The organism is Isoptericola sp. NPDC055063 (genome assembly GCF_053608125.1).
In genome coordinates this window covers 8,579-22,150 of the sequence record NZ_JBSGUW010000012.1, presented here as the reverse complement: position 1 = coordinate 22,150, position 13,572 = coordinate 8,579, and the positions used below count along the sequence as shown (strand labels likewise).

The following is a 13,572-nucleotide window of genomic DNA, read 5'->3' as shown; positions in this document are numbered from 1 at the left end:
GTCAGGGCCGCCGCGCGACGACGTCCCGCAGGGCGGCCTCGTCCGCGGCGGTGAGCGGCACCAGCGCGTCGCGCGGGGGCGCGGTCGGCGTGCCCAGCAGCGCGGCGAGGGCGTGCAGTGCCGTCACCGGCCGGCCCGTGCCCGCCACGGCGCGAGCGACGTCGAGCAACCAGTCCCGTGCCGGGCGTGCGGCGTCGGTCCCGGCGACCCGGTCCCGCCGCACGGCCACGTACTCGGCGGGCGCGAGGGCGGCGAGCCCGGTGTGCCAGGCGTCGGCGGGCTCGGCGTCGGCGACGAGCGCGGGGTCCCCGCTCAGCCCGACGGCGACGGCGGGCGCGGCGGCGCGCAGCGCGGCCGCGCGCCCGGTGGGGCGGGACGGCAGCGACGCGGGGTCCTTGACCGCGACGACCGAGCGGTCCGCGGCGAGCTCGGCGAACAGGGCGGGGGAGACGTCGAACCCGAGCTGGACCGGCTTGTTGTAGAAGCAGACCGGGGCGCCGGACGCGGCGGCCCCGACCCGCGCGAACAGCGCGCGGACCTCCGCCTCGTCGAGCGGCAGGTAGGAGAACGGGGGCAGCACCAGGCCCGCGGCCCCCGCCGCGACGGCCGACCGGGCGAGGCCGGCCGCGCGGTGCGCGGACCCGGCGGCGACGCCGACGTGCACCGGCGTGGCGCCGGCGGCCGCGAGGGCCACGCGCACCACGGCGTCGCGTTCGGCGTCGTCGAACGAGACCCCGGAGCCCGAGGTCGCGAGCACGACGACGCCGTCCACCCCGGCCTCGACGGCGCGGCCGACGAGGCCCTCGAGCGCGTCCAGGTCGACGACCGCGTCGGCGTCGAGCGGGGTGATCGGGTAGGCGAGCAGTCCGGTGAAGGCCGAGGTCATGGCCGCATCGTAGGGGCGGTCAGCGGCTCGCCCAGAGCATCCCCCGCTCGATGATCGAGCGGATCTCGGGCGTCTCCAGGTCGGCGAGCTGGTGGCCCGGGGTGCAGACGAAGATCTTCCCTGCACCCCAGCGGCGGGTCCACACGGCCGGCGACACGATCGGCTCGTGCCACGGGTCGCCCTCGCGCACCGCGATCTCGGTGGTGGCGAGCACCTCGCACGCGGAGTCGGTGAGCATCCAGTACTGCTCCGAGACCAGCTCGATCCGCTCGATGCCGGCGACGATCGGGTGGTCGGCGTGCTCCGGCAGGACCTCCACGGTGTGCGGCACGAGGTCGTGGGCGTGGGCGGCGAACTGCCCGCCGGTCATCTGGAGGTAGTCGGTCGCCATCCGGAACGAGTCCACGACGCCGCCGTGCCACCCGGCGAGGCCGGTGCCCGCGGCGACCGCGGCGCGCAGCCCCCGGATCTCGTCCGGCAGGATCTCGCCCATGGTCCAGCACTGGACCACCAGGTCGACCTCCGCCATGAACCCGGCGTCCGCGTACACCTCCAGGTTCTCGGCGACGGACACCTCGAACCCCGCCTCCTTGAGGAAGGGGATGAACAGCTCGGTCGCCTCCGCCGGGGCGTGTCCCGGCCATCCACCCTGCACGATCAGCGCGCGACGTCCCGCTTCGGTCATGTGTCCTCCTCGACGCACGTTCTCGACGTGCTCGGGGCAACCTCGCCCCCGCACGCTCGCCCACATGCTTCACCGGCCGCGCGGCGGCGTCAACATCGCCGGCGGGGCGTGACCTGCGCGCCGGGCGCGACGCTCAGACGGTCCCGGCGATGGCGTCGATCGCGTCCGGCGAGAGCACGTGGTCCACCACCATGGCGCTCGCGCCGAGAACGCCCGCCTTGCCGCCGGTCTCCGACGTCACGATGCGCAGGTGCTGGGTCGCCAGCGGCAGCGAGCGCCGGTAGACGACCTCGCGGATCCCGGCGATGAGGTGCTCCCCGGCGTCGGCGAGGACGCCTCCGATGACGATGAGGGACGGGTTGAGCATGCTCACGCACGCCGCGAGCACGATGCCGATGTCGCGACCGGCCTGCCGCACGGCGGCGCTGGCCGCGAGGTTGCCGGAGCGCACGAGCCGGATGACGTCGCTGCCCCGCTCCGCGTCCAGGCCCTGGGCGCGGAGCTTGTCCGCGACGGCCTGGCCGCTCGCGATGGCCTCGAGGCAGCCGAAGTTGCCGCAGCGGCACGGCACCTCCTCGGCGCCCATGACCGCGATGTGCCCGATGTCGCCCGCGGCGCCCTGCGCGCCGCGGGTCAGGGTGCCGTCGGTGACGATGCCGGAGCCGATGCCGGTGGCGACCTTGACGAACAGGATGTTGTCGACCGTCGACCACGCGGTGCGGTGCTCGCCGAGCGCCATGACGTTGACGTCGTTGTCGACGAGGACGGGCGCGTCGAAGTGCCGGCCCAGGATCCCCGGGGCGTCGACCTGGTCCCACGCGGGCATGATCGGCGGCATGATCGGGTGCCCGGTGGAGTGCTCGACGGGGCCGGGCAGCCCGACGCCGACGCCGGCCAGCCGGTCGTGGCCCCACCCTGACGCCGCGAGCAGCGCGTCGCCGCGGTCGGCCACCCAGCCCAGCACCGCGTCGGGCCCCTCGGCGATGGCCAGGGGGGCGTCGTCCTCGGCCAGGATCTGGCCGGCGAGGTCGGTGAGAGCGATCCGGGCGTGCATCGCCCCCAGGTCGACCGCGAGCACCACCTTGGCGGCGGGGTTGAAGGCGAAGGTCGCGGGCGGCCGTCCGCCGGTGGACGTCGCCTCGCCCGCCGGCACGATCAGACCCGCCGCCATCAGGAGGTCGATCCGTGCGGCGATCGTCGATCGTGCTTGGCCCGTGGCGGCGGCCAGGTCGGCTCGGGTGCGCGGCTCGCGGTCGCGCAGCATCTGAAACATGTGCCCTGCACCCGTCGGACGGGGCGCGAATTTCAGCATCTCCTCCATGAGCACAGTCAATCACGATCGACACGCCACTTTTGCTTGACGATCGGCAAAAGGGGCCCTAGGTTCTGTCACATGGTCGACGCAGACCCCCAAGAGGCGCCGCAGCAGCGCCGTGAGCCCGAGCCTCCCCTGCTCCGCATGGAGGGCATCGTCAAGCACTTCCCGGGAGCCAAGGCGCTCGACGGCGTGGACATCGACATCGTCGCCGGCGAGGTGCACTGCCTGCTCGGCCAGAACGGTGCCGGCAAGTCCACCCTCATCAAGGTCCTGGCGGGCGCCCACCAGCCCACGTCGGGCCGGATCGTGCTCGACGGCGAGGAGACCGTCATCCCGCACCCCGTCGCGGCCCTGCGCCTCGGCGTCGCGACGATCTACCAGGAGCTCGACGTCGTCGACGGCCTCACCGTCGCCGAGAACGTCTTCCTCGGCCACGAGCTCGACCGCGGCGGCTTCACCCAGCGGCGCGAGGCCACGAAGCGCACCCGCGAGATGCTCCGCCGCCTCGGCCACCCGGAGATCTCCCCGCACCGCGAGGTCGGCACGCTGTCGGCCGCGGGCAAGCAGGTGGTGTCGATGGCGCGGGCGCTCTCCCACGACGCGCGGGTCATCGTCATGGACGAGCCGTCGGCCGTGCTCGACGCGGGCGAGGTCGAGAACCTCTTCCGCGTGGTGCGCGAGCTCACCGCGCAGGGTGTGGCCGTCGTCTACATCTCCCACCGCATGGAGGAGATCCGCGAGATCGGCGACCGCATCACCGTCCTCAAGGACGGGCGCACGGTGGGGCGCAACCTGCCCGCCACGACGCCGACCTCCGAGCTCATCCACCTCATGACCGGCCGCGCGGTCGAGTACGCCTTCCCGCAGCGGCCGGGCGTCCCCGCCGACGCCCCCGTCGTGCTCGACGTCGAGGGCCTCGCCCTCGGGGGCACGTTCGAGGACGTGTCCTTCCAGGTGCGGGCCGGCGAGATCGTCGGCCTCGCGGGGCTCGTCGGCGCCGGGCGCTCGGAGATCCTCGAGACGCTCTACGGCGCCCGGCGCCGCACCGCGGGCACGGTCGCCGTCAACGGGCGCCGGCTGCGGGCGGGCTCGGTCGCCGCGGCGGTGGACGCCGGCATCGGCCTGTGCCCCGAGGAGCGCAAGAGCCAGGGGCTCGTGCTCGACCAGCCCGTCTACCGGAACGTCACCCTGTCGACGTTCGCCCGCATGGCCCACGGCGGCTGGCTGGACGAGCGCGCGGAGCGCGCGGCAGCCCGCGAGCAGGTCGAGGCGCTCGACCTGCGCCCCGCCGACGTCGGTCGGGCCATCCGCACCCTGTCCGGCGGCAACCAGCAGAAGGCGATGTTCGGCCGCTGGGTGGTGCACGGCGTCGACGTGCTGCTGCTCGACGAGCCCACCCGCGGCGTCGACGTCGGCGCCCGTTCCGAGCTGTACGCCCTGGTGCGCCGGCTCGCGGACGCCGGGACGGCGGTGGTCGTCGTCTCGAGCGAGATCCCGGAGGTCCTGGGGCTCGCCGACCACGTGCTCGTGGTCTCCGAAGGACGCGTCGTGCACCGTGCACCGGCGCAGGACATCGACGAGCACCGCGTGCTCGACCTCGTCATGGAAGGAACCGCCGCATGAGCACCCAGGCCGCCGCGCCGCCCGCCGAGGCGTCGCGCACCTCGTGGTTGTCCGGCCCGGCCGGCCGCACGATCGGGCTGGTCGTGGCCCTCGTCCTCCTCGCCGTCGTCGGCGTGATCACGGGCGGCGAGCGCTTCGGCAGCGTCAGCAACCTCATGACCATCCTCCGGCTCGCGTCCGTGACGGGCGTGCTGGCGATCGGGATGACCTTCGTCATCACGGCCGGCGGCATCGACCTCTCGGTCGGGTCCCTGGTCGGCCTCTCGTCCGTGTGGGCCAGCACGCTCGCCACGCAGACGATGGCCGAGAACACGCACTGGACGGTCATGGTGCTCACGGCGCTCGTGGTCGGCACCGTGGCCGGCCTCATCAACGGCGCGATCATCGCGTACGGCAAGGTGGTGGCGTTCATCGCCACCCTCGCGATGATGATCGCCGCCCGCGGCCTGGCGGAGATGATCTCCGGCCGGCAGACGCAGGTCGTGAAGGTCGACGGCTTCCTCGACTTCTTCCGGGCGGACTTCATCGGCGTGCCGGTGCTGGTCTGGATCTTCGTCGTGGTCGCCGTGGCCGGCTGGTTCCTGTTCAACCGCACCACGTTCGGCCGCCGCACGGTGGCCGTGGGCGGCAACATCGAGGCCGCCCGCCTCGCCGGCATCAAGGTGCAGCGGCACGTGCTGTACCTCTACGCGCTGTGCGGGCTGACCTCCGGCATCGCGGGCGTCATGATGCTCGGCCGCACCACGGCGGGCAGCTCGACGAACGGCCTCTACTACGAGCTCGAGGTGATCGCCGCGGTGGTCGTCGGCGGCACGCTCCTCGTCGGCGGCCGCGGCACGATCGTCGGCACCGTCATCGGCGTCCTCATCTTCGCGATGCTGACCAACGTCTTCACCATCAACAACCTGTCGATCTCCGCCCAGAACGTCGCCAAGGGCGCGATCATCGTGGCCGCCGTGCTGATCCAGCAGCGGTTCGCCAGGCGCTCCACGTCGACCTGACCTCCCCGCGCCGCACCCGAGGTCCCGCTGTTCCGCTGTTCCCGCGTACACCCGCACCAACCCGCACCACCCGCACCGGGCCCTCCGCCCGGCAGGGCCGGACCGAATCGAGGATGATCACATGTCCGCACGCACCGAGCTGGGACGCTTCCACCGCCGCGGGCGCACCGCCGCGCTCGCCGCCGTCGCCACCACCGCCGTCCTGCTCGCCGCCGGCTGCACCAGCAACGAGCCGCCCGAGGACACCACCTCGGCCGCCCCGCAGGTCGCCGCCGAGGGCAACGACGAGCCGGGGGAGAAGGTCGTCATCGGCTTCTCCGCCCCCGCCGCCGACCACGGCTGGATGGGCGCCATCACCAAGGCGGCCGTCGACACCGCCGGCCAGTACGAGGACGTCGAGCTCCGCCAGGCCGAGGCCACCAACGACGTCAACGTCCAGATCAGCCAGGTCGAGCAGTTCATCAACGACAAGGTGGACGCCATCGTCCTCCTGCCGTTCGACGGCGCGGCGCTCACCGAGGTCGCCAAGAAGGCGATGGACGCCGGCATCCCCGTGATCAACGTGGACCGCGAGTTCTCCAGCCCGTTCGCCGCCCGCGCCACGGTGCTCGGCGACAACTACGGCATGGGCGTGAGCGCCGGCACCTACATCTGCGAGCAGCTCGGCGACAAGCCCGACGCCGTCGTCGCCGAGATCGCCGGCATCGACTCGCTGCCGCTCACCCAGGACCGCAGCAAGGGCTTCAAGGACGCGCTCGCCGAGTGCGGCCAGGACGTCGACGCCCGCGTCGCCGCGGACTTCACCGTCCAGGGCGGCGAGACGGCCACCTCGAACCTGCTCCAGGCGCAGCCGAAGATCGACGCGATCTGGAACCACGACGACGACCAGGGCGTCGGCGTCCTGGCCGCGATCGAGAACGCGGGCCGCGACGAGTTCTTCATGGTCGGCGGCGCCGGCTCCCTCGACGTGATGGAGCACATCGAGTCCGGCGACTCCGTGCTGCAGGCCACGGTCGTCTACCCGTCCACGCAGGCGGCCGACGGCATCAAGCTGGCCCGTCTCGCGGTGCAGAACAAGAACATGAGCGACCTGGCCTCGGCCGGCGTTCCGCGCACCACGCAGCTGTACGCGCCCGTCGTCACCAAGGACAACGTCGAGCAGTACAAGTCGATCGGCTTCCGTTCCTGACCTGCCGGCACGTCACGATCCGCACCACGGAAGGAGGTCGCTCGATGAGCGAGCACGCCACGGCAGGGGGCACGCCGGCACTGGGAGTCGGGATGGTCGGGTACGCGTTCATGGGGGCCGCGCACTCGCAGGCGTGGCGCACGGCGCCGCGGTTCTTCGACCTCCCACTGGCTCCGCGGATGCGGGTGGTGGCGGGGCGCAGCGCCGGCGGGGTGCGCGAGGCGGCGGACCGGCTCGGCTGGGACGACGCCGTCACGGACTGGCGCGAGCTGCTCGCGCGGGACGACGTCGACCTCGTCGACGTCTGCACCCCGGGCGACACGCACGCCGAGATCGCCGTCGCGGCGCTCGAGGCGGGCAAGCACGTGCTGTGCGAGAAGCCGCTCGCCAACTCGGTGGCGGAGGCGGAGGAGATGGTCCGCGCGGCGGACGCCGCCGCCGAGCGCGGGGTGTTCGCGGCGGTGGGGTTCACCTACCGCCGCGTCCCCGCCATCCAGCTGGCGCGGCGCCTCGTCGCCGAGGGCCGGATCGGGGAGGTGCGGCACGTGCGCGCGCAGTACCTCCAGGACTGGCTGTCCGACCCGCAGGCGCCGCTGACGTGGCGGCTCGACAAGGAGAAGGCCGGCTCGGGCGCGCTGGGGGACATCGGGGCGCACGTCGTCGACCTCGCCCAGTTCGTCACGGGCGAGCCCTTGGTCGGCGTGGCCGGGATGCTCGAGACGTTCGTCCGCGAGCGGCCGGTGCCCGCGTCCTTCTCCGGCCTGTCGGGCGCGGCGGGCGAGGGCACCGGGCCGGTCACGGTCGACGACGCGGCGGTGTTCTTCGGCCGGCTCGCGGGCGGGGGGCTCGCGAGCTTCGAGGCGACCCGCTACGCGTGGGGCCGCAAGAACGCCATCCGGCTCGAGGTCAACGGCACGCGGGGATCACTCGCCTTCGACTTCGAGGACATGAACCTCCTGCACTTCTTCGACGCCGCCGACGACGCCGAGGTCGCGGGCTTCCGCCGCATCGTCGTCACCGAGCCGGTGCACCCGTACGGCGGGCACTGGTGGCCCCCGGGCCACGGCCTCGGGTACGAGCACGCGTTCACCCACCAGGTCGTCGACCTCGTCGGGGACCTGGCGGCCGGCCGCCAGCCCACGCCGTCGTTCGCGGACGGGCTCGCCGTGCAGCGGGTGCTCGACGCCGTCGAGCGCAGCTCCGCCGACGGCGGCGGGTGGGTCCGCCTGGGGGAGGGCAGCCCGGTCGCGCGGTAGCCGGGCCCCGGCACGTCGTCCTGCACACCCGAAGTCCCGAACACCCGTAGTCCTGCACGTCCGAAGTCCCGCACGTCCGAAGTCTTGAACACCCGTAGTACCGGCAAGGCCCTGCAAGTCCGACCTCGACGAGGAGATCCGATGCGCACCGTGCCCAGACGCCGCCTTCTGGCGGCGGCCACCGCCCTGACGCTGTCCGTGCCGCTGACCGCGGTCGGGGTCGCCCAGGCGTCGCCGACGGCGGCCCCGGCCGCCCAGGCGCCCGCGGCCGTGCCCCGGGCCGCGGCGGAGGCCGAGCCCTTCGACGCGCTCGTGTTCAGCAAGACGGCCGCGTTCCGCCACGACTCGATCGAGACGGGCGTCGCCGCGATCACGCAGCTCGGCGCGGAGCACGGCTTCACGGTGACGGCCACGGAGGACGCGGGCGCGTTCACCGACGCCAACCTCGCGCAGTACGAGGTGGTCGTGTTCCTGTCCACGACGGGCGACGTGCTCGACGCGGACCAGCAGGCGGCGTTCGAGCGGTACATCGAGGACGGCGGCGGGTACGCCGGCGTCCACGCGGCGTCGGACACCGAGTACGACTGGCCCTGGTACGGCGAGCTGGTCGGCGCGTACTTCAAGGGGCACCCGGCGCAGCAGGACGCGACCGTGGTGGTCGAGGACCCGGCGCACCCGTCGACGGCGGGTCTGCCGCAGCGCTGGGACCGGTTCGACGAGTGGTACAGCTTCCGCAGCAACCCGCGGGACACGGTGCACGTGCTCGCCAGCCTGGACGAGGAGAGCTACGACCCGGGCGACGTCGCGATGGGCGCCGACCACCCGCTGACCTGGTGCCAGGTGTACGACGGTGGGCGGTCCTGGTACACCGGCGGCGGGCACACCAAGGAGTCCTACGCGGAGCCGGAGTTCCTCTCCCAGCTGCTGGGCGGGATCCAGACGGCGGCCGGCGTGATGGACGCGGACTGCAACGCGACGCAGTCGGCGAGCTTCCAGTCGGTGCCGCTGGACGAGAACACGTCCAACCCGATGCTGCTCGACGTCGCGCCGGACGGGACCGTCTTCTACGTGGAGCGTGACGGCCGCGTGCAGACCATCTCGCCGGAGACGGACAAGACGACGACGGCCGCGACGCTGCCCGTCACCCTCGCCAACGAGGACGGGCTGCTCGGCATCGTCCTGGACCCGGACTTCGCCGCCAACGGCTGGGTGTACCTGTACTGGTCGCCCGAGGACGTCGGCTCCGACGGTCCCCACAACAGGCTCTCGCGGTACGTCTACGACGACGCCACGGGGACCATCGACCTGGCGAGCGAGACCCCGATGCTCAAGGTCACCACGCAGCGCGACCGGTGCTGCCACGCCGGCGGCGACATGCAGTTCGACGCCGACGGCAACCTCTACCTGGTGACGGGCGACAACACGGACCCGTTCGAGTCGAGCGGCTTCGACCCGATCGACGAGCGGCCCGGCCGCGAGAACTTCGACGCCCAGCGGTCCGCCGCCAACTCGAACGACCTGCGGGGCAAGGTGCTGCGCATCCACCCCGAGGCCGACGGCACGTACACGGTCCCGGCGGGCAACCTGTTCCCCGAGGCGGACGACACGGACGGGAAGACGCGGCCCGAGATCTACGCGATGGGCTTCCGCAACCCGTTCCGGATCGGCATCGACCCGGAGTCGAACCACGTCATGGTGGCCGACTACGGCCCCGACGCGGGCGCGGCCGACCCGGCGCGCGGCCCGCAGGGCGCGGTGGAGTGGAACATGGTGTCCGAGCCGGGCTTCTACGGCTGGCCGTACTGCACCGGCGCGAACACCGGGTACGTCGACTACGACTTCGCCACCGGCACGTCTGGCGCGACGTTCGACTGCGCCGCCGGCGTCGTCAACGACTCCCCCAACAACACGGGCCTGCAGCAGCTGCCCCCGGCCGTCGAGGCCGAGGTCTGGTACACGAGCTCGGGCAACCCGGACTTCCCGGAGATCGGCGGGGGCGGCGCGCCCATGGCCGGTCCCGCCTACCAGTACGACCCCGAGCTCGACTCCGACGTGAAGTGGCCCGCCGCCTGGGACGGCAAGGCGCTGTTCGGCGAGTGGAACCAGGGCAAGGTCTACTCCTTCCAGCTCGCCGGCGAGCAGCGTGACGACGTCGTGGACGTCAACCGCGTGCTGCCGGGCGTGCTGGACCGGTCCGCCGGGTTCGACCGCCCGATGGACATGGACTTCGGTCCCGACGGCGCGCTGTACGTCATCGACTGGGGCTCGGAGTTCGGCGGCAACAACGACTCCAGCGGCATCTACCGGGTCGAGTACACGCAGGGCAACCCGTCGCCGATCGCCAAGGCGAGCGCCGACGTGACCAACGGGTCCGGGCCGCTGACGGTGACGTTCTCCTCCGACGGCACCCGCCACCCCGGCGGCGAGTCCCTCGAGCTGGCCTGGGACTTCGGCGACGGGACCACGTCGACCGAGGCGGACCCGACCCACGTCTTCAAGAGGAACGGGTCCTATGCGGTCCAGCTCACGGCCACCGCGCCCGACGGGAGCACCGGCGTGGCCAACCTGGAGATCGTGGTGGGCAACGTCGCGCCCACGGTGACGATCTCCTTCCCGGACGACGGCGCGTTCTTCGAGTGGGGCGACACGATCCCGTACACGGTGACCGTCACCGACCCGGACGGCCCGCAGGGCAAGAAGGCCAAGGCCGCCCAGTGCGAGAAGGTCGTGCTGCACACGGGACTCGGCCACGACGTGCACTCCCACCCGATGGAGGAGCTCACCGGCTGCACGGGCGTGCTCACCACGACCGCCGACGGCGGGCACGACGCGTCCGCGAACCTGTTCTGGACGCTCGAGGCGCAGTACACCGACGACGGCGGCAAGGCGGGCGTCCCGCTGACGGCGCTCGATCTCCAGGTGCTGCAGCCGAAGCACAAGCAGGCGGAGTTCTTCACCTCGACGGGCCGGCTGGAGGGTTCCACCAGCACCGGTGACCCGGGCGTGCAGCGCGAGACCACCGGCGACTCCGCGGGCGGCGGCCAGAACATCGGCTTCATCGAGCCGGGCGACTGGTGGGCATACGACCCGGTCAGCCTGTCGGGCATCGACTCGATCACGCTGCGCGCGGCCTCCCCGGGCGGCGGCGGGCCGATCTCGGTCCGGTGGGGCGCGCCCGATGGCCCGGAGATCGGGAGCGTGACCGTCCCGGCCACGGGGGAGTGGCAGACGTACACGGACGTCACCACCGACCTGCACGACGTCCCGGCGGGCACGGGGACGCTCTACTTCGTGCAGACGGCCGGCCAGTCGAACGTCAACTGGATCGACTTCGTCGGCGCGGGCGCGAGCGCCGGCCCGGCGGGCAGCTGAGAACGAGAGGAATCACCATGGCACGACCGATCACCCTGTTCACGGGCCAGTGGGCCGACCTGCCGCTGGAGGAGGTGGCCCGGCTCGCGTCGGGCTGGGGCTACGACGGCCTCGAGCTCGCCTGCTGGGGCGACCACCTCGACCCGTGGCGGTGGGACGACGACGCGTACGTCCGGTCCCGGCTCGACCTGCTGGACCGGCACGGCCTGAAGGTGTACGCCATCTCCAACCACCTCAAGGGCCAGGCCGTCTGCGACGACCCGATCGACGAGCGGCACCGCGACATCCTGCCGGACGTCGTGTGGGGCGACGGCGACCCGGAGGGCGTGCGGCAGCGCGCGGCCGAGGAGATGAAGAACACCGCGCGCCTGGCGCGGCGGCTCGGCGTCGACACGGTCGTCGGGTTCACCGGGTCGTCGATCTGGAAGTACGTGGCGATGTTCCCGCCGGCCTCGGAGGCCATGGTCGAGGCGGGCTACCAGGACTTCGCCGACCGCTGGAACCCGATCCTCGACGTCTTCGACGGCGAGGGAGTGCGCTTCGCGCACGAGGTGCACCCCAGCGAGATCGCCTACGACTACTGGACCACGGTCCGGACCCTCGAGGCGATCGGGCACCGCGAGGCGTTCGGGCTCAACTGGGACCCGTCGCACATGGTGTGGCAGGACCTCGACCCGGTGAGCTTCCTGTGGGACTTCAAGGACCGCATCTACCACGTGGACTGCAAGGACACGAAGAAGCGGATGGGCAACGGCCGCAACGGGCGCCTGTCCTCCCACCTGCCGTGGGCGGACCCGCGGCGCGGCTGGGACTTCATCTCCACGGGGCACGGCGACGTGCCCTGGGAGGACGCCTTCCGGATGCTCAACACCATCGGGTACGCGGGCCCCATCTCGATCGAGTGGGAGGACGCCGGGATGGACCGGCTCGTCGGCGCCCCCGAGGCGCTCGAGCTGGTGCGGCGCCTCGCGTTCGACGCACCGGACGCCGCGTTCGACGCGGCGTTCTCCACCAAGTGACCGCACGACCCTGACAGCACGGCACCCGATCGCACGGCCACTGTTCGCACGACCCTGATCGCACGACCGCTGATCGAAGGAGATCATGATGAGCATCCGTTCCGAGGTCGACCGCAGGACGTTCCTCCGCCTCGCGGGGTCCACCGTCGCCGTGGGGGCCGGCGTGGTCGGCGGCGCCGCTCCGGCGCTCGCGGGGACGACGGCGGCGGCCCCGCCCGGGCGGCGGCTGGTGCCGCCGGGCAAGCTGGGCATCCAGCTGTACTCCATCCGGGACAAGGTGTCGTCGCTCGGGTTCCGCGCGGTGTTCGAGCGGCTCTCGGCCCTCGGGTACGCCGAGATCGAGTTCGCCGGGTACACGCAGGGCGCCGTCGGCGCCATCACGCCGCAGGAGATCCGCACGCTGCTCGACGACAACGGCCTCGTCGCCGTCGGCTCGCACCGCGGGATCGGCGACTTCGCCTCCAACATGGAGGCCGAGCTCGACATCGCCGAGACGCTCGGGATGGCCCACGTCGGGACGGCGAACGCGCCGTCGGGCAACCGGACCGTGGCCGGCTACCTCGCGGCCGCCGAGCAGTTCAACGGCTTCGGGGCGGCCGCGGCCGCGCGCGGCCTGAAGTTCTACCAGCACAACCACGACGGCGAGTTCGGGTTCGCCACCGACGACCCGTCGGTGCGGCTGTACGACGTCTTCCTCGAGAACACGGACCCGACGGTCTACCTGGAGATGGACGTGTACTGGGCGTTCGTGGGCCAGCACCGGTACCCGGGGTTCAACCCGGTCGACTACGTGCTCGCGCACCGGGAGAAGTACCCGCTGTTCCACCTCAAGGACGGCAAGGCGAACCCGGAGTCCGGGGCGGGCTACGACATGGTCGAGTTCGGCGCGGGCACCATCGACTACACGGGGTTCCTCAGCGCGCTCGAGGGCTCCGGCCGGCAGCACGGGATCTGGGAGCAGGACAACGCCGCCCAGGTCGCCGAGCCGCCGAACGCGGTCGACTCGCTCGGCAACGCCGGCCGCAGCGCCGACGCGATCCTGGGCCTGCGCGCCAAGGCCTGAGCCGAGCGCCGGGCCGAGCGTCGAGCCGGCCGACGGCAGAGGGGGGGGAGAGCCGGAGGGGGGGGGCCACCTCTCCCTCTTGGGGGGGGACATGCCACTCCACCCGCCCCCCAGGAGGGGTAGCACCCCCCCCCCCCCACCCAAGGCCTTACCCACGCTA

Annotated in this window: 10 protein-coding genes; 7 read left to right on the top strand and 3 right to left on the bottom strand. The window is 72.7% G+C overall.

Features of this window, described 5'->3' with window-relative positions; all coding sequences use genetic code 11:
• Position 1 precedes the first annotated feature (1 nt).
• The 3 genes from ACWF41_RS15170 to ACWF41_RS15160 all read right to left on the bottom strand — a co-directional run bounded on the left by ACWF41_RS15170 (position 2) and on the right by ACWF41_RS15160 (position 2,844).
• Positions 2-886 (bottom strand): dihydrodipicolinate synthase family protein, encoded by an 885-nt coding sequence (locus ACWF41_RS15170; RefSeq protein ID WP_380320775.1) that lies wholly within the window; start codon positions 884-886, stop codon positions 2-4.
• Between the two features lie 19 nt (positions 887-905).
• Positions 906-1,571 (bottom strand): ThuA domain-containing protein, encoded by a 666-nt coding sequence (locus ACWF41_RS15165; RefSeq protein WP_380320778.1) that lies wholly within the window; start codon positions 1,569-1,571, stop codon positions 906-908.
• 133 nt (positions 1,572-1,704) lie between these two features.
• Complete coding sequence (locus ACWF41_RS15160; protein WP_380320781.1) at positions 1,705-2,844, bottom strand: ROK family transcriptional regulator; 1,140 nt, start codon at positions 2,842-2,844, stop codon at positions 1,705-1,707.
• Between the two features lie 120 nt (positions 2,845-2,964).
• Between ACWF41_RS15160 and ACWF41_RS15155 the strand changes: the two genes are divergently transcribed.
• The 7 genes from ACWF41_RS15155 (at position 2,965) to ACWF41_RS15125 (ending at position 13,412) form a co-directional block, all read left to right on the top strand.
• Positions 2,965-4,512: a sugar ABC transporter ATP-binding protein gene (locus ACWF41_RS15155; protein WP_380320784.1), complete on the top strand. Its 1,548-nt coding sequence runs from the start codon at positions 2,965-2,967 to the stop codon at positions 4,510-4,512.
• On the top strand, positions 4,509-5,513 hold the full coding sequence (locus ACWF41_RS15150) for an ABC transporter permease (protein WP_380320787.1): 1,005 nt from the start codon (positions 4,509-4,511) through the stop codon (positions 5,511-5,513). The genes ACWF41_RS15155 and ACWF41_RS15150 overlap by 4 nt, the downstream gene beginning before the upstream one ends.
• A 121-nt stretch (positions 5,514-5,634) precedes the next feature.
• A complete protein-coding gene (locus ACWF41_RS15145) occupies positions 5,635-6,702 on the top strand; it encodes a substrate-binding domain-containing protein (RefSeq protein ID WP_380320790.1) in 1,068 nt (355 codons plus the stop codon).
• Between the two features lie 44 nt (positions 6,703-6,746).
• Positions 6,747-7,958, top strand: coding sequence for a Gfo/Idh/MocA family protein (locus ACWF41_RS15140; RefSeq protein WP_380320793.1), 1,212 nt, complete (start codon positions 6,747-6,749; stop codon positions 7,956-7,958).
• A gap of 141 nt (positions 7,959-8,099) precedes the next feature.
• Entirely contained in the window at positions 8,100-11,330 is a 3,231-nt protein-coding gene (locus ACWF41_RS15135; protein WP_380320796.1) for a ThuA domain-containing protein, read from the top strand.
• Positions 11,331-11,347: 17 nt separating this feature from the next.
• Positions 11,348-12,349, top strand: coding sequence for a sugar phosphate isomerase/epimerase family protein (locus ACWF41_RS15130; protein ID WP_380320799.1), 1,002 nt, complete (start codon positions 11,348-11,350; stop codon positions 12,347-12,349).
• Positions 12,350-12,437: 88 nt separating this feature from the next.
• Entirely contained in the window at positions 12,438-13,412 is a 975-nt protein-coding gene (locus ACWF41_RS15125) for a sugar phosphate isomerase/epimerase family protein (RefSeq protein ID WP_380320802.1), read from the top strand.
• Positions 13,413-13,572 lie beyond the last annotated feature (160 nt).